We start from the raw sequence: 16,829 nt of genomic DNA, 5'->3' as shown, positions 1-16,829 counted from the left end.
CTGTCGGGTGACCTCTGATCGGGCGGCCACGCCCTGGCACGCACGCTTCCCGCGTTGCCGAAATGTCCTAGTAGCTCCTTCCCCAGGCTCTCGGCTTCGTTCGAGCAGGGGAGACCCCATCCGAGGACATCCCGCCGCCTTGGAATCGCACGCACCAGACCGCGTCCGCTATCCGATCGAAGGTCACCCGACAGGCTCTAAGGGCTGTCCCGTAGGCATGGCGCGCCGTGCCTGCGGGACAGTTCCGCGCGCTACATTAAACACATCGGTTAATTAACGAGGTGGTTAAGGGGCATGGCTGAAGCGGACCGGCTCAGCACCGTCTTCGCGGCTCTGGCCGACCCGACCCGTCGCGCGATCCTTGCGCGGCTGGCCGTGGGCGAGGCCACGGTCACCGAACTTGCCGAGCCGTTCGACATGAGCCTCCCCGCGGTTTCCCGGCATCTGAAGGTGCTGGAGCGCGCCGGGCTGATCACGCGCGGCCGGTCGGCGCAATGGCGGCCGTGCAGGCTGGAGGCGGCGCAGCTGGCGGACGCCACGGAGTGGCTGGACCATTACAGGGCGTTCTGGGAGAGCGGTTTCGACCGCCTCGGGGAACACCTCAAGCAGCTACAGAAGATCCGGAACGACTCCGAAAAGGACAGGGACCATGACTGAATCGGCACGCGAGGGCATCGACATCACCCGTATTCTCGACGCCCCGCGGGAACTCGTCTTCGAGGCCTGGACGACCCCCGAGCACTTCGCGGCCTGGTACGGCGGGGATGCCGAGGTGCCGCTCGACCGGGTGTCGATGGACGTCCGGCCGGGCGGCACGTGGAGCCTGGTCATCGTGGTGCCGGGCACCGAGATGCCGTTCCACGGTGTCTACCGGGAGGTGGTCGCACCCGAGCGGCTCGTCTTCACACTGAAGGACGCGACCGCGCCCGACGACATCGAGGGCGAGGTCGTCACCGTCACGTTCGCCGATCGCGGCGACAAGACCACCGAGATGGTCTTCCAGCAGCGCGGCGGCAACCTCACGGCCGAGCAGTACGCGGCGGCGGAGGACGGCTGGGAGGCGTTCTTCGATGCGCTGGTCAACCGGCTCGCAACGACCTGAACCGCTCGGCCGGACGGGACGGTCAGCCGGACAGCCGGGCGAGTGCCTCGGGGGCCTCGTCCACGGTGTCGACCAGGGCGATACGGGACTCCATCGGCCGGCCCGCGGCCAGCGTCCGCAGCAGTGGCCAGACGGGCAGTTCCTCCGTCCAGTGGGCGTGGCCGACCAGCACCATCGGGGTCGGTGTGCCGCGTGAGCCGTAGTAGTTCGGCGTCGTGTTGTCGAAGACCTCCTGCACGGTTCCGGCGGCGCCCGGCAGGAAGACGACGCCCGCCGTGGAGCGGGCGAGCAGCCCGTCCTCGCGCAGCGCGTTGGCGAAGTACTTGGCGATGTGGTCCGCGAACGGGTTCGGCGGCTCATGACCGTAGAACCAGGTGGGGATCGAGACCGAGCCTCCGCCGTCCGGCCAGCGTTCCCGCACGGAGAAGGCGGCCAGCGCCCATTCGGTGACCGAGGGGGTGAACGACGGGGCGGCGGCAAGGAGTTCGCATGCCTTGTCCAGCATCGGATCGGGATGCGGCGCCGCGTACGCACCGAGATTCACCGCCTCCATCGCGCCCGGGCCGCCGCCGGTGGCCACCGTCAGCCCGCCGCGCGCCAGGGTCCGGCCCAGCCGGGCCGCGGCCGCGTACGCCGCGCTGCCGCGCGCGGTCGTGTGGCCGCCCATCACCCCGACCACCCGCGCCCCGGTGAGGACTTCGTCCAACGCGTCGGAGACCGCGTCGTCATGGAGCGCGCGCAGCATCGAGGCGAAGGTGTCGCCGTTCGCGCGGGTCCGCTGGAACCAGCGGTACGCGCGGGCGTCGGGCGTCGCCTCGTAACCCCCTCCGCCAGCCCTTCGTAGAGCCCGTCGGGGGAGTAGAGCAGGCCGCGGTACGGATCGAAGGGCAGCCCTGGCACGGGCGGGAAGACGAACGCCCCGTCGGCCCGCACCTTCGCCGCCGCGTCCGGCTCCATCCGGCAGCCGAGGAAGACCGCGCCGGACGTGTCCGCGGCGAACAGCGCGGCGCTGCGATCCGTCAGATCGACGGACTGGACGCGATGTCCGGCCAGTGACCCGCCGGCGATCACCGCGTCGAATTCGGCGAGCGACTCGATCTCGATGCCGGGTGCGGGAATGCTGTCGTCCGGGTTCTCCACGCTGTCATGCTACGTACCGGCCGGGGCGTACCGCTCCATCCGTACGGTCATATGCCCGGAGTGGGAGGTGGCACCGTGACGGACGTTGCGCCTGGGGCGGAGGGGGGCGGAGTGGCGCGAACGCCCGTACCGTCGGGCCCGCCTCCCCTCGCACTGCGTGGCATCGTCGCCGTCGGCGCCGGGACCGGAGCCCTCCTTCTCGCCCTAGTACTGCAACCGCATCTGCCGTGACAGGTGGCGGAGTGGCTCGTTGTTCCGTCTGTGCGATGAATCGTTGACGGTTGAGCAGGTCGAGTCGTGGTCCGAGGGGATAGCCGGGTTCCATGCCCGGTTCGCCCATCGTTTCGGCAGGTCGGAGCCCCGCGAGCGGGCGTCGGACTACCTGAACGGGTTGCTCGCGCCGCTTGAGAAGAAGAACGGGTGGACGCTGTCGGAGCAGGTCGGGCAGTTGCGCCCCGACGGCGTCCAGCGGCTGCTCAACCACTCCGACTGGGACGAGAACGCGGTCCGCGACGATGTGCGGGACTTCGTCGTGGAGACCATCGGTGCCAAGGACGCGGTGCTGATCGGTGACGACACCGGCTTCCTGAAGAAGGGCACCAAGTCCGCCGGCGTCCAGCGTCAGTACACCGGCACGGCCGGCCGCACGGAGAACAGCCAGGTCGGAACATTCCTGGCCTACGCCTCCGCCAGGGGGCGGGCGTTGATCGACCGCGAGCTCTACATCCCTGTCTCCTGGACGGATGACCGTGACCGCTGCCGCGCGGCCGGGATCGACGACGGAGTTCCCTTCGCGACCAAGAACGAGCACTTCAAGTGGATGCTGCAACGCGCCATCGATGCGGGTGTCCCGTTCGCGTGGGTCACCGCTGACGAGGCATACGGGCAGGTCAAGCACCTGCGCGTGTGGCTGGAGGAACGTCGGGTCGCGCACGTGCTGGCTACGAAGGTCAACGACACCGTGATCGCCGCGCGCGGGGCGGACGCGCGGGTGGACCAGCTGGTCGCCGTGCTGCCCCGCCAGCGGTGGAAACGGATCTCCGGCGGGGCCGGCGCGCACGGTGAGCGGATCTACGACTGGGCGCGTGTCGCGATCCGCCCGTACTGGGAGAACGGCTTCGGGCACTGGGTGCTGGCCCGACGCAGCGTCAGCGACCCGAGCGAGATCGCCTACTACGTCTGCTACGGCCCGGTCGCCTCCCGACTGAAAGACCTGGTCAAAGTGGCTGCCGCGAGGTGGGCCGTGGAGGAGTGCTTCCAGACCGCGAAGGGAGAGTGCGGTCTGGACCACTACCAGGTGCGGCTCTACCGGGCCTGGTACCGCCACATCACCCTGGCCATGGCCGCCCTCGCCTACCTGACCGCCATCCGCGCCGCAGAAGCCACAAAGGGGCACTCTCGACGACGAGCAAGACCTCATACCCCTCAGCGTCCCGGAGATCCGCCGGTTGATGGGCCACGTCGTCGTCACGCGCCACTGTCACAGCAACGAGCACCATCTGCACTGGTCACGCTTCCGACGACGCAGCCAGGCCCGAGCCCGCCGCTCCCACTACAAACGCCGAGGCCACATTCTCCAGATGCGGTTGCAGTACTAGGCGCCCGCTACGGCTACCACCGCGACGAGCTCTACTACCGGGCCGCAGGCGAGCACCTGGCCTGGGGGTACGACGACCAGCCGCCGCTCGTCGTCCTTCTGGCCCGCGCCGAGACCGCGCTCTTCGGGGACTCGCCGACCGCGCTGCGCACCGCCTCCGCCGCCGCGGTCGCCGCGACCGTGCTGCTCGTCGGGCTGATCGCCCGGGAGTTGGGCGGCGGCACCCGCGCACAGGTGCTCGCCGCCCTCGCCTGGGCGGTCGCCCCGCTCACCGTCATCTCCGGGCACCTTCTGTCCACGACCACCCTCGACCTGCTGGCCTGGACGCTCATCAGCTGGCTTGTGGTCCGCCTGGTGCGCACCCGGGCGCACCGGCTGTGGCTGGTGATCGGGCTGGTCACCGGGGTCGGTCTGCTCAACAAGTACCTGGTGGCCTTCCTCGTCGTCGCCCTGCTCGCCGGGTTGCTGTCGGCAGGTCCGCGCACGGTCCTGCGCACTCCCTGGCTGCCGGCCGGCGCCGCGCTCGCGCTTCTGATCTCTCTGCCCGTTCTGCTGTGGCAGGCGACGCACGGCTGGCCGCAGTTCGAGCTGGCTCACGCGATCGCGGAGGACGGCGACCAGGGTGGCAGGGTCGGCTTCCTGCCGTTCCAGCTCCTGCTGACCGGGCCGCTGACGGCGCCCCTGTGGGCGGTCGGGCTGTGGCAGCTGGGCCGGGCGGAACGGCTGCGCCCGTACCGGCTGTTCGTCTGGTCGTACGGGGCTCTCGCCCTCGTGTTCCTGGTCACCGGAGGCAAGGCCTACTACCAGGGAGGCGCCTATCCGGTGCTGCTGGCCGCAGGCGCGCTCACCGTCGAGGAGTGGCTCGCACGAGCGGGCCGCGGAGCCTGGCGCCGGGTGCGTACCGGGACCGTGGCAGTCAGTGGTGCCGTCACCGTGCTGATCGGACTGCCCGTCGTGCCGCTCGCCGCGTTCGCCGACAGCCCGCAGCCGGCCGTCAACGGCGACAGCGCCGAGACGGTCGGCTGGCCACAACTCGCCGCGACCGTGGGCCGGGTGTACCGGACGCTGCCGCCCGCGGAGCGTGCCGCCACGACGATCGTGACCCGCAACTACGGCGAGGCGGGGGCACTCGCGCGGTACGGCGACGCGTACGGGCTGCCGACCGCGTACAGCGGCCACAATGCCTACCACCGGTGGGGGCCGCCGCCCCCGGACCGCCGCGCCGTGACGCTCTACGTCGGGGCCCGGAGCGCGGGCGAACTGCTCCGCTACTGGCGCGAGGTGGAACCGGCTGCCCGGATCGACAACGGGTACGGCGTCGACAACGAGGAGCAGGGCGCGGGGGTCTGGATCTGCCGGGGGCTGCGCGAGCCCTGGCCGGAGATCTGGCCGGCCTTCCGGCACCTCGGCTGACCGCCGGTCGGCTCCACGGCCGGCGGGCGGCCCCTCAGCTGGTCAGCGGCAGCGCGGCCAATTCGGCGATCGCCCAGGTGACCGGGGCGAACACGACCAGCAGAACGCCGACCCGCAGGGCCGTCGCTGCCCGCAGCGCCGAGGCCGGCGCACCGAGCCGCAGCAGCGTCTGAGCCAGGTGGGCGCGGGCCTGTTTCGCCTCCAGGGCGGAGGTCAGCAGCGTCGCCGTCGTGCAGCCCAGTACGAGTACGGCGCCGAGCGCGGTGAGCGGGCCGAAGTGACGCGGACCCGTCCCGTACAGCGCGATCGCCGCGATCGCCGCGGAGAGCACCGCGCAGACCACACCCAGCGGCCGGCCGATCCGGCGCGCCTCGTCCATCAGCACCCTTCCGGCCAGCAGGCGTACGGCTCCGGGACGCACCGCCTGCAGCAGCTGTCCGCAGAGGTGCGTCAGTCCGGGACCCGCCATGGCCAGACCGATCGCCGTCAGCGACCACCCGGCCAGCACCCACGTCGGGGTGGCGTCGGGAATTCCCGGCAGGGGGAACGCTCTGCCCGCGCCATCACGGCTCGCGTACGCCTCGACCGCGAGACCGGCTGCCGTCAGCGCCACGCCCCACGGCAGCCCGGTCGGCGGAGCCGCCGGAGCCGGAATCTGCTCGTCCGGCACGATCTCCTGCGTCCCGTCCTCCGGCACCGCCGCCTGCAGTGGCCGGGTGCGCAGCGCCATCGCGCTCGCCGCCGCCGCGGCCACCGGCACCACCGTCAGCAGAACAAGGGTTGCGGCCACCGGCAACGGGGCCCCTGCGCCCAGCAGTCCGGCCGCCGCACCGTCGAACGGCAGCCCGGTCAGATCGCCGCGCAGATACAGGAAGACGAGCAGCGCCGCCATCGACCCGAGGGTGCAGGACACGGCGGTGGAGACCGCGGCCAGCACGCCGAGCCGGATCGGCCCCAGACCGACGGCGGACAGCCCCGGACGCGGGCGGGTGCTCGGGTCCGTACGGGCCACCGCGACCGCGAACTGCACGGTGGCGGCCAGCGGCACGAAGCACCACAGCAGCCGCAGTACCGAGGCGGTCGAGTACGCCGGATGCGTCGACGCGTATGCCAGGGTGCACAGGAGCAGGAAGCCGACCCCGGCCGAGGCGGCCGCGACCAGCAGCCGCCGCACCAGGACCAGCGGATGGGTACCGCGGGCTAGACGGAGAGCGAGCACGCCGCGCGGCCTTCCGTATCGGACACGGCGGGCAGGGCGACGGTGGCGACCCGGCGGCCGTCCAGCAGCGGGACCGTACGGTCTGCCAGCGAGGCGACCTCCACGTCATGGGTGGCGAGCACGACCGTGATGCCGTGCGAGCGGGCCGCACTCGTCAGGGTCCGCAGCACATGGTTGCGGTCCGTGCGCTGCAGCGTCGCGGTCGGCTCGTCGGCGAAGATCACCGTGGGTGAGCCGGCCAGTGCGCGGGCGACGGCGATCCGCTGACGCTGCCCCTGGAGCAGCGTGTGCGGTCGCTTCTTGGCACACATGCCGATGTCGAGCCGCTCCAGCCACTCCATGGCGACCTTCTTCGCGACCCGGTGCGAGGTGCCGCGCAGCAGCAGGGGAAGCGCTGCGTTCTCCCAGGTGTTCAGCTCCGGTACGAGCTGGGGATCGGGTGCGATCCAGCCGAACCGGTCACGGCGCAGCCGCTCGCGCAGCCGCGGACCCATGGTGTGGACCGGGACGCTGTTGAACCACACCTCGCCCTGCTGGGGCACCAGTTGGCCGGTGAGGCAGTGCAGCAGAGTCGTCTTGCCACTGCCTCGCGGGCCGGTCACGGCGAGGATCTCGCCGTCGCGGACCTCCAGGGAGATCCCGCCGAGCGCGGGTGAGCCGTTGTGGGAGTGGTGCAGGGAACGCGCCCAGATCACGTCGTTGTCCGGCGGGGCCACCATGGCGTACACCTCGGTTCAGATCAGATTTCCCGTCCCCCGTACGGGGGAACGAAGAGGGGGCCGATCGGTCACTCGGCACCGTAAGGATTCGGACCGCGGTGTGCGCACAGCACGCGGCCCGGGTGCGCTTCTTCCCACTCGAATGGGCGCATCCGGGCCGTGTGGACCGTATGAAATGACCGCTGGAATGCGGTCGGCTGGTGATCGGGCCGGGGTCAATCGGTCAATCGATCCGTGGTCGATCAGCCGATCGACCCGAGGCCCGGATCACCGTCCCTCTCAGAGCTTCGTCCAGGCCTCCGTCAGGACGCTCCGGAGGATGCCCTCGATCTCGTCGAACGTCGACTGGTCGGAGATCAGCGGCGGCGCGAGCTGGACGACCGGGTCGCCGCGGTCGTCGGCCCGGCAGTACAGACCGTTGTCGTACAGCGCCTTGGAGAGGAAGCCGTAGAGAACGCGCTCGGTCTCCTCGTCGGTGAACGTCTCCTTGGTGACCTTGTCCTTCACCAGCTCGATGCCGTAGAAGAAGCCGTTGCCGCGGACGTCGCCGACGATCGGCAGGTCGTGCAGCTTCTGCAGCGTCGTGAAGAACGCGTTCTCGTTGTCCAGGACGTGCTGGTTGAGACCCTCGCGCTCGAAGATGTCGAGGTTGGCGAGGCCGACCGCCGCGGAGACCGGGTGGCCGCCGAAGGTGTAGCCGTGCAGGAAGGTGTTGCCGCCCTCGTAGAACGGCTCGGCGATGCGGTCCGAGACGATGCAGGCGCCGATCGGGGAGTAGCCCGACGTCATGCCCTTGGCGCAGGTGATCATGTCCGGCACGTAGCCGAACTTGTCGCAGGCGAACATCGTGCCGAGGCGGCCGAAGGCGCAGATGACCTCGTCGGAGACGAGCAGTACGTCGTACTTGTCGCAGATCTCGCGGACCCGCTGGAAGTACCCGGGCGGCGGCGGGAAGCAGCCACCGGCGTTCTGCACCGGCTCCAGGAAGACCGCGGCGACCGTCTCCGGTCCCTCGAAGAGGATCTCCTGCTCGATCTGGTCGGCGGCCCAGCGGCCGAAGGCCTCCGGGTCGTCGCCGTGGATCGGGGCGCGGTAGATGTTGGTGTTCGGCACCTTGTGCGCGCCGGGGACCAGCGGCTCGAAGGGGGCCTTCAGAGCCGGCAGGCCGGTGATGGACAGGGCGCCCTGCGGGGTGCCGTGGTAGGCGACCGCACGCGAGATGACCTTGTACTTGGTCGGCTTGCCCTTGAGCTTGAAGTACTGCTTGGCAAGCTTCCAGGCGGTCTCGACGGCCTCGCCGCCGCCGGTGGTGAAGAAGACCTTGTTGAGGTCGCCCGGCGCGTAGTCGGCGAGCCGCTCGGCCAGCTCTACGGCCTTCGGGTGGGCGTATGACCACACCGGGAAGAAGGCCAGCTCCTGGCCCTGCTTGTAGGCCGCTTCGGCGAGCTCGTGACGGCCGTGACCGGCGTTGACCACGAACAGGCCGGACAGGCCGTCGAGGTAGCGCTTGCCCTGGTCGTCGTAGATGTAGGTGCCCTCGCCACGCACGATGGTGGGAACGGGCGCGTTCTCGTAGTCCGACATGCGGGTGAAGTGCATCCACAGGTGGTCGTACGCGGTTCGGCTGAGGTCCTTGCTCACGGCTATCGGGTTCCCCACATATAGGTCTGCTTCTTGAGCTTCAGGTAGACGAAACTCTCGGTGGAGCGCACGCCGGGGAGGGCCCGGATGCGTTTGTTGATCGTTTCCAGCAGGTGGTCGTCGTCCTCGCAGACGATCTCCACCATCAGGTCGAAGGAGCCCGCGGTCATCACCACGTACTCGCACTCGGCCATGGCCGACAGCGCCTCCGCGACGGGATCGAGGTCGCCTTCGACATTGATGCCGACCATCGCCTGCCGCCGGAACCCCACGGTGAGCGGGTCCGTGACGGCGACGATCTGCATCACGCCCTGATCGAGCAGCTTCTGGACGCGCTGCCGCACGGCCGCCTCGGAGAGGCCGACGGCCTTGCCGATCGCGGCGTACGGACGACGCCCGTCCTCCTGGAGCTGCTCGATGATTGCGAGGGAGACGGCATCGACCGTTGGTGACGATCCGTTCCCGGTCCTGGAGTCTGCGCTGCGACTGGCCACGCATCCACTGTGCACCGGGACTCGTCTGTCTCGCAACCCTCAATCGATGAAATTCGTTGTCTGAGGGTCCAGATCTCACTGAATCCGAAGTTCCCGGCGGGTGGGTATGTCGAAAGCGTTACCTCTGCGACTAGGCTGGACGTCTCACCCATTGGACGTGTCGACAGGAGGGGTGGTTGTGACCACCGAGGTGCGCCGTCTGCGCAACTACATCAACGGAGAGTTCCGGGACGCCGCGGACGGGCGGACCATCGATGTGGTCAACCCGGCGACGGAAGAGGTCTACGCGACCTCCCCGCTCTCCGGCCAGGCCGATGTCGATGCCGCCATGGACGCCGCCGCGGCGGCCTTTCCCGCCTGGCGCGACACCACGCCCGCCGAGCGTCAGAAGGCCCTGCTGAAGATCGCGGACGCCTTCGAGGCGCGGGCGGAGGAGCTGATCGCCGCCGAGTCCGAGAACACCGGCAAGCCGATCGAGCTCACCCGCACCGAAGAGATCCCGCCGATGGTGGACCAGATCCGCTTCTTCGCGGGCGCGGCACGGATGCTCGAAGGCCGCTCGGCCGGCGAGTACATGGAGGGTCTGACCTCCATCGTCCGCCGCGAGCCGGTGGGCGTCTGTGCCCAGGTCGCGCCGTGGAACTACCCGATGATGATGGCCGTGTGGAAGTTCGCCCCGGCGCTCGCCGCGGGCAACACCGTCGTCATCAAGCCGTCCGACACCACCCCGGCGTCGACCGTGCTGATCGCCGAGATCATCGGCGACATCCTGCCCAAGGGCGTCTTCAACGTCATCTGCGGCGACGGGGACACCGGCCGCGCGATGGTCGAGCACCGGACCCCGGCGATGGCCTCGATCACCGGTTCGGTACGGGCCGGCATGCAGGTCGCCGAGTCCGCCGCCAAGGATGTCAAGCGCGTCCACCTGGAGCTCGGCGGCAAGGCGCCCGTCGTCGTCTTCGAGGACTCCGACATCGCCAAGGCCGTCGAGGGCATCTCCGTCGCGGGCTTCTTCAACGCGGGTCAGGACTGTACGGCCGCGACCCGCGTCCTCGTCCACGAGTCGATCCACGACGAGTTCGTCACCGCGCTCGCCAAGGCCGCCGCCGACACGAAGACCGGGCAGCCGGACGACGAGGACGTGCTCTACGGCCCGCTCAACAACGCCAACCAGCTGAAGCAGGTCAGCGGGTTCATCGACCGGCTGCCCACGCACGCCAAGGTCGAGGCGGGCGGCCACCGTGTCGGCGAGAAGGGCTACTTCTACGCCCCGACCGTCGTCTCCGGTCTGCGGCAGGACGACGAGATCATCCAGAACGAGGTCTTCGGGCCGGTGATCACGGTCCAGTCGTTCACCGACGAGGACCAGGCCGTGGAGTACGCGAACGGCGTCGAGTACGCCCTCGCCTCCTCGGTGTGGACCAAGGACCACGCCCGCGCGATGCGGATGTCCAAGAACCTCGACTTCGGCTGCGTGTGGATCAACACCCACATCCCGCTGGTCGCCGAGATGCCGCACGGCGGATTCAAGAAGTCCGGCTACGGCAAGGACCTCTCCGCGTACGGCTTCGAGGACTACACGCGCATCAAGCACGTCATGACCTCGCTCGACGGCTGAGAGCCTGTCGGGTGACCTTCGATCGGATAGCGGACGCGGTCTGGTGCGTGCGATTCCAAGGCGGCGGGATGTCCTCGGATGGGGTCTCCCCTGCTCGAACGAAGCTGAGAGCCTGGGGAAGGAGCTACTAGGACATTTCGGCAACGCGGGAAGCGTGCGTGCCAGGGCGTGGCCGCCCGATCAGAGGTCACCCGACAGGCTCTGACACCCCCGCAGTGGTGACGGCCCCTCGAATGCATCGCTTCGAGGGGCCGTTTCCGTGTCCGCCCCTGACGGGGCATCGACAGGGTGTGCGGGAGGGGCCCGCTCCGCTGGACGGTTGGTCCATTGTCCGCCGCGTCCCCGGCCGGGCATCCTGCGCAGGTGCGAGCGATCCCGAACAACCCCATGTCCCGCCGGTCCCTGCTGCGCGCCTTCGGGGCGGGAGCGGCCGGTGTCACGCTGGCCGGCTGCGGAGTGCCCGCAGCCTACGTGCAGCCCGGCGACCGCGCCGGACGCGACTACTCCGGCAGCGATCACACGCTGCACTTCGCCAACTGGCCCCTCTACATCGACGCCGACGACAAGAACGCGTCGAAGCGGCCCACCCTCGACGCGTTCAGCAAGCGGACCGGGATCTCCGTCACGTACACCGAGGAGATCAACGACAACGACGAGTTCTTCGGGAAGATCAGTCCGGCGCTGATGAACCACCAGGAGACCGGCCGGGACCTGATCGTCGTCAGCGACTGGATGGCCGCCCGGTTCGTACGGCTCGGCTGGGTGCAGGAGATGGACCGGGCCAAGCAGTCCAACGTAGCCAAGTACCTCGATCCGCAGCTGCGTTCGCCCGCCTTCGACAAGGGCCGGACGCACAGCGTCCCCTGGCAGTCCGGGATCACCGGCATCGCGTACAACCGCAAGAAGCTCGGTCGCGAGATGAGGAGCCTGAGCGATCTGTGGGCGGACGACCTGAGCGGCAAGGTGACACTGCTGTCCGGGCTCGACGAGTCCTTGGCCCTTCTGATGCAGGGCAACGGCGTCGACATCACCCGCTGGAAGCGCGACGACTTCTACGAGGTGTGCGACCAGGTGGAGAAGCTGGTGAAGAAGAAGCACATCCGCCGCTTCACCGGCAACGACTACATCAAGGACCTGTCGACCGGCGATGTACTCGCCTGCCAGGCCTACTCCGGCGATGTCATCCAGCTCCAGGCCGACAACCCGGAGATCGAGTTCGTGGTGCCCGAAGAGGGTGGCGAACTCTGGGCGGAGTCCCTCATGATCCCCAACCTCGCCCGTCACAAGCGCAACGCCGAGAAGCTGATCGACTACTACTACGAGCCCGAGGTCGCCGCGGAGCTGGCGACCTGGGTCAACTACGTCTGCCCCGTCCCCGCCGCCCGCGAGGTGCTGGCCTCCTCCAAGGACGAGGAGACCGCCGCGCTCGCCGAGGAACCGCTGATCTTCCCCGACGAGGCGATGCGCAAGCGGCTGGCGATCGCCCGCGACATCACGTCCGAGGAGCGCACCGAGTTCGCGAAGAAGTGGAACTCCATCGTCGGGTTGTGAACCCGGCCCCGGGTGGCGTAAAAGGCGCGTAAACACGGGCGTACGCTGCGGACATGAGCGAGCGAAGAGCCCTGCTGAGGCGCATACGCGTGTGGTTGGTCGTCTTTATCGTCTGTCTGGTGTTGAGCGGGCTGACCGCCTTCCCGCTCGTCCACGAACTCCACTGGGCCGAGGATCTGCTGAGGTCCTCGGCCTCTCCCGTGCCCGAGCACTTCCCGGCCCTCATGGAGTGGGTCACCCGGGTCCGGACCGGCCTCGACGAGGCCGACGCGAGGTACCCGTTCGTGCTGTACGGCACCGACTGGCTGGCTTTCGCGCATCTCGTCATCGCGGTCGCGTTCTACGGTCCGTACCGCGACCCGGTCCGCAACATCTGGGTCGTCGAGTTCGGCATGATCGCCTGCGCCGGGATCATCCCGCTCGCGCTGATCTGCGGACCGATCCGGGGCATTCCGTTCTGGTGGTCGGTCATCGACATGTCGTTCGGTGTCCTCGGAGTGATCCCGCTGCTGGTTGTGCACCGCAAGATCAAGCGGCTGGAGGCCATGGAGCGGACACCGCAGCCGGTGCCCGCCCCGACGGCCGCACCGGCGATCTGAGTCAGCCGGACGACGGGGCGCCGAAGGCGGCCACCACGATGTTCATCGCTGTGGGATTCATACCCTCACCCTTCGCGTCCGTGGCGTTGACGCTGTGGACGAGGGTCCGGGAGAGATCACGGGTGGTCGACGGTGCGGGGACCGGCTCCGAGCTTCCTCGTCCCGATGTCCGGTATCCGCATCGGGCGGCGCTGTCACTGCTTCCGCGCGACCGCGCCGAACTGGGCGACCTGCTTCGCACCGGGCCCGGCGCGCCAGAGGGCGCACGACACGATGCCCGGCTCGACAAGCTCCAGACCCTCCAGGAACGTGGCGAACTCGGCGCGGCTGCGGGCGGTGATCGGCGGGGTGGCGTTCTCGTTCCAGAACCGCATCGCCGCCTCGTTGCCCTCGCCGCCCAGCTCCAGGGTGGGGTGCGTGAGTACCAGATGGCTGCCGGACGGCAACGCGTCCATCAGCGTCCGTACGATCTTCCGTGCCTCGTCCGCGTCGAGGACAAAGTTCAGGATGCCGAGCATCATGACCGCGACCGGCTTCTTCAGATCGAGTGTCGGTTCGACGCCTCGCAGGATCTGTTCCGGGTGGCGGGCGTCCGCATCGATGTACTCGGTCGCACCTTCCGGTGAGCCGACGAGCAGCGCGCGGGCGTGCGCCAGCACGATCGGGTCGTTGTCGACATAGACGATGCGGGCGGCGGGTGCGGTGCGCTGGGCGACCTCATGGGTGTTGTCGGCCGTCGGCAGACCGGTGCCTATGTCCAGGAACTGCCCGATCCCCACGTCACCCGCCAGATACCGGACCACCCGCCCCAGGAACGCCCGGTCGGCACGGGCCACTTCACCGATGCTCGGATACATGGAGGTGACATGGTCGCCGACCGCGCGGTCGACGGGGTAATTGTCCTTGCCGCCCAGCCAGTGGTTCCAGACCCGGGCGTTGTGCGCGATGTCGGAACGGACTCGGGCGGGACGGGGGCTGCTGTGCGGATCGGTCACATCTGCTCCTCGGGCAGTTTCGCTCACCGACGATGAGGCACCGCCCATGATGCCGGATGGTTCAAGAATGCTCAGCGGTCCGGGAGTTGGCGAGCAGGCCGTGCAGGGTGTCGACCCGGTTGGTGGTGATCGAGTCGACGCCCTGTCCGATCAGACGGCGCATGGTGCGCTTGGTGTCGGCCGTCCAGGCGGAGACCAGCAGCCCGTCCCGGTGGATACGGTCCGTCAGTTCCCGGCTCACCAGCCCGAACCGGTAGTTCAGCCAGCGCGGCCTCACCACGTCCAACAGGGCGGAGCGCGGCGGGGCGAGTGTCGTCCAGGTGAGGGCGATCTCGGCGGACGGATCCGCGGCGCGCACCCGCAGCATGGCCTCGGGGCCCGCGCAGTAGTACGTACGCTCCCCGGCTCCGCACTCGCGGACCAGGCCGATGATCTTCCGTACCGACTCGTCGGTGGAGCCGGGCAGATCGAGCATGAGGCGGTGCGCCCCGGCGGCGAGCAGCGCCTCGCGCAGGGTGGGCACACCGCCCGCGGTCAGTTCGGTGAGCTCCTGGTGGGTGAGCCGGTCCAGTCTGCGCTCGTGACCCCACAGCCGCTCCAGCGTGGCGTCGTGCAGCAGGACCGGCACCCCGTCGCGGGTGACCCGGACGTCGAGCTCGACCACGTCCGCCCCCCGTTCGACGGCGGAGCGGATCGAGGGGAGGGTGTTCTCGCGGACACGGTACGGATCGCCGCGGTGAGCTACGGCGGTGACAGGGGTGGCCATGGGGCCATTGTCACCACCGGTGGTCACCGGCCGGTGCGCTGCAGCCAGTCCGTCGTGTACGTGTCGATCTCGGCGGCCAGCGTCCGCTTGCCGGCCGGGTCGAGGTAGGAGGCCTCCACCGCGTTCTTCGCGAGCGCGGCAAGACCTTGCTCGTCCAGACCGAGGAGGCGGGCCGCCACCGCGTACTCGTTGTTGAGGTCGGTGCCGAACATCGGCGGGTCGTCGCTGTTGATCGTGACCAGGACTCCGGCGTCCACCATCTCCTTGACCGGGTGCAGGTCGAGATCGGTCACGGCGCGGGTTGCGATGTTCGAGGTCGGGCAGACCTCCAGCGCGATCCGGTGCTCGGCGAGGTGGTCGAGGAGCCTGCGGTCCCGGGTGGCGCTGGTGCCGTGGCCGATGCGCTCGGCGCGCAGTTCGGTGAGGGCGTCCCAGATCGTCTGCGGGCCCGTGGTCTCCCCGGCGTGCGGGACGGAGTGCAGCCCCTCGGCGATCGCCCGGTCGAAGTAGGGCTTGAACTGCGGGCGGGGCACGCCGATCTCCGGACCGCCGAGCCCGAAGCCGACGAGGCCCTCCGGCCGCAGGTCCACCGCGAGCCGGGTGGTCTCCGCGGCGGCTTCAAGACCGGCCTCGCCGGGAATGTCGAAGGTCCAGCGCAGGACGACGCCGAGCTCGGCCTCGGCGGCCTTGCGGGCGTCCTCTATGGCCTCCATGAAGCCCTGCTCCGGGATGCCGCGCCGGGTCGAGCTGAACGGGGTGACGGTCAGTTCCGCGTACCGGATGTTCTGGCGGGCCATGTCCCGGGCGATCTCGAAGGTCAGCAGCCGGACGTCCTCCGGGGTGCGGACCAGGTCCACGACGGAGAGATAGACGTCGATGAAGTGGCCGAAGTCGGTGAAGGAGAAGTAGTCGGCCAGCGCCTCCGGGTCGGTGGGGACCTTGGAGTCCGGGTGGTGGGCGGCCAGTTCGGCGACGATGCGGGGCGAGGCGGATCCGACATGGTGGACATGCAGTTCGGCCTTGGGCAGCCCCGCGATGAAGGGGTGCAGATCGGTCATCGGATCCTCCGGGGGCATGGCGTGGAGAGGTCCGGGCGCGGGATGGCCCGGTGTGGGACGGGGATCATCGTAGGCCGGAGCGGCAGTTGTCGGGGCGGGCCGTAGCATGACGGGACCACGATGGGGGAGGCCCATGTCAGAGAACACAGAGCGGCCCGCGGACGGGGCTGCGCCACGCGATCCGTGGGCTCCGCCGGACAACAGGGTGCCGCTGGAGAAGCAGACCGGTGACCCGCGCCCGCCCGCTGTGCACGACCAGCAGACGGTCACCTCGATGCCGGCCACAGGAACGGGACCGGTGCCCACGGCGGGGTTCGGCGCCGCACCGGGGACCGGCCCCTTTGCCGCACCGGGGACGGGCCCCCTGCCCGGGGACGTACCGCCGCCACCGATCGCGCCGAACGGTCCCGGGCAGCAGGTCCCTGCGGCAGGACAGTACGGATACCCGGCCGCATCCGTTCCGCAGTACGGCGGTTATCCGGGATACCCAGGCTACGGCCAGGCGCCCTGGGGCGGACCGGCCCCCGCGAACGGGCTCGGTATCGCGTCGATGGTGCTCGGCATCATCGCCGTGGCCGGCTTCTGCATGTGGGGGCTCGGGGTCATCCTCGGCGTCCTCGCGCTGATCTTCGGTCTCATAGGCCGTGGCCGGGTCAACCGGGGTGAGGCGAACAACGGCGGCGTCGCGCTGGCCGGCATCATCCTGGGCTCGCTCGGCATCGTGATCAGCGGAGCGTTCCTGGGCTTCCTGATCTGGGGCCTGGCCCACGACTTCAACAACGACGACAGCTACCCGTACGACGACACGTACGGAACGTCCCTGGTCATGGACGGCACGCGATAGAGGCGGGAAAGCCGCTGCACAGAGTACGGCCCGCGGGGCGGTGGGGAGAATCCCGACCGCCCCGCGGGCCTTT

Annotated in this window: 14 protein-coding genes and 3 pseudogenes; 8 read left to right on the top strand and 9 right to left on the bottom strand. The window is 69.5% G+C overall.

From position 1 onward, the window contains the following. The first annotated feature begins 294 nt into the window (after nt 1-294). On the top strand, nt 295-657 hold the full coding sequence (locus OG395_RS19495) for an ArsR/SmtB family transcription factor (protein WP_327244111.1): 363 nt from the start codon (nt 295-297) through the stop codon (nt 655-657). Further along, nucleotides 650-1,102, top strand: a complete 453-nt coding sequence (locus OG395_RS19490) for an SRPBCC family protein (RefSeq protein ID WP_327244110.1) — start codon at nt 650-652, stop codon at nt 1,100-1,102. The genes OG395_RS19495 and OG395_RS19490 overlap by 8 nt, the downstream gene beginning before the upstream one ends. 22 nt (nt 1,103-1,124) lie before the next feature. Here OG395_RS19490 and OG395_RS19485 read toward each other — a convergent pair. After that, nucleotides 1,125-2,242 (bottom strand): annotated as a pseudogene (locus tag OG395_RS19485) (LOG family protein). Between the two features lie 274 nt (nt 2,243-2,516). Here OG395_RS19485 and OG395_RS19480 point away from each other — a divergent pair. Continuing rightward, nucleotides 2,517-3,635: pseudogene (locus OG395_RS19480) on the top strand (IS701 family transposase); the annotation flags it as partial. Next, nucleotides 3,609-5,252, top strand: coding sequence for a glycosyltransferase family 39 protein (locus OG395_RS19475; RefSeq protein WP_442818761.1), 1,644 nt, complete (start codon nt 3,609-3,611; stop codon nt 5,250-5,252). The pseudogene OG395_RS19480 and the gene OG395_RS19475, both read left to right, overlap by 27 nt. 34 nt (nt 5,253-5,286) lie before the next feature. Here OG395_RS19475 and OG395_RS19470 read toward each other — a convergent pair whose 3' ends face one another. The 4 genes from OG395_RS19470 to OG395_RS19455 form a co-directional block, all read right to left on the bottom strand. Beyond that, complete coding sequence (locus tag OG395_RS19470) at nt 5,287-6,471, bottom strand: hypothetical protein (protein ID WP_327244109.1); 1,185 nt, start codon at nt 6,469-6,471, stop codon at nt 5,287-5,289. After that, entirely contained in the window at nt 6,453-7,190 is a 738-nt protein-coding gene (locus OG395_RS19465) for an ABC transporter ATP-binding protein (RefSeq protein ID WP_327244108.1), read from the bottom strand. Before OG395_RS19465 ends, OG395_RS19470 begins: the two co-directional genes overlap by 19 nt. 279 nt (nt 7,191-7,469) lie before the next feature. Beyond that, nucleotides 7,470-8,849: an aspartate aminotransferase family protein gene (locus tag OG395_RS19460; RefSeq protein ID WP_327244107.1), complete on the bottom strand. Its 1,380-nt coding sequence runs from the start codon at nt 8,847-8,849 to the stop codon at nt 7,470-7,472. Continuing rightward, nucleotides 8,834-9,325 carry an Lrp/AsnC family transcriptional regulator gene (locus OG395_RS19455; protein ID WP_327244106.1) on the bottom strand — a complete coding sequence of 164 codons (492 nt, stop codon included), beginning with the start codon at nt 9,323-9,325 and terminating at the stop codon, nt 8,834-8,836. The genes OG395_RS19460 and OG395_RS19455 overlap by 16 nt, the downstream gene beginning before the upstream one ends. A gap of 178 nt (nt 9,326-9,503) precedes the next feature. Here OG395_RS19455 and OG395_RS19450 point away from each other — a divergent pair, with 178 nt between their 5' ends. The 3 genes from OG395_RS19450 (at nt 9,504) to OG395_RS19440 (ending at nt 13,093) form a co-directional block, all read left to right on the top strand. Continuing rightward, nucleotides 9,504-10,943, top strand: coding sequence for a gamma-aminobutyraldehyde dehydrogenase (locus tag OG395_RS19450; protein ID WP_327244105.1), 1,440 nt, complete (start codon nt 9,504-9,506; stop codon nt 10,941-10,943). A 387-nt stretch (nt 10,944-11,330) separates the two neighbouring features. Further along, nucleotides 11,331-12,494 (top strand): ABC transporter substrate-binding protein, encoded by a 1,164-nt coding sequence (locus OG395_RS19445; RefSeq protein WP_327249385.1) that lies wholly within the window; start codon nt 11,331-11,333, stop codon nt 12,492-12,494. 53 nt (nt 12,495-12,547) lie between these two features. Next, the gene (locus tag OG395_RS19440; RefSeq protein ID WP_327244104.1) at nt 12,548-13,093 is read left to right on the top strand and encodes a hypothetical protein; all 546 of its coding nucleotides are present in this window, start codon (nt 12,548-12,550) and stop codon (nt 13,091-13,093) included. A gap of 1 nt (nt 13,094) precedes the next feature. Here the strand turns inward: OG395_RS19440 and OG395_RS58385 are convergent. From OG395_RS58385 to OG395_RS19425, 4 genes and pseudogenes are all read right to left on the bottom strand, one after another. Continuing rightward, a pseudogene (locus OG395_RS58385) lies at nt 13,095-13,223 on the bottom strand (peptidase); the annotation flags it as partial. A gap of 64 nt (nt 13,224-13,287) precedes the next feature. Next, the gene (locus tag OG395_RS19435; protein WP_442818576.1) at nt 13,288-14,136 is read right to left on the bottom strand and encodes an SAM-dependent methyltransferase; all 849 of its coding nucleotides are present in this window, start codon (nt 14,134-14,136) and stop codon (nt 13,288-13,290) included. 13 nt (nt 14,137-14,149) lie between these two features. After that, the gene (locus OG395_RS19430) at nt 14,150-14,854 is read right to left on the bottom strand and encodes a glycerophosphodiester phosphodiesterase (RefSeq protein WP_327244102.1); all 705 of its coding nucleotides are present in this window, start codon (nt 14,852-14,854) and stop codon (nt 14,150-14,152) included. 23 nt (nt 14,855-14,877) lie between these two features. Further along, nucleotides 14,878-15,930, bottom strand: coding sequence for an adenosine deaminase (locus tag OG395_RS19425; protein WP_327244101.1), 1,053 nt, complete (start codon nt 15,928-15,930; stop codon nt 14,878-14,880). Between the two features lie 115 nt (nt 15,931-16,045). Here OG395_RS19425 and OG395_RS19420 point away from each other — a divergent pair, with 115 nt between their 5' ends. After that, entirely contained in the window at nt 16,046-16,756 is a 711-nt protein-coding gene (locus OG395_RS19420) for a DUF4190 domain-containing protein (protein WP_327244100.1), read from the top strand. Nucleotides 16,757-16,829: the final 73 nt, after the last annotated feature.

Source organism: Streptomyces sp. NBC_01320 (genome assembly GCF_035974375.1).
Taxonomy (GTDB): Bacteria; Actinomycetota; Actinomycetes; order Streptomycetales; family Streptomycetaceae; genus Streptomyces; species Streptomyces yanii.
Note: the sequence above shows the minus strand (reverse complement) of the source record. Positions and strands in the feature narration are given on the sequence as shown.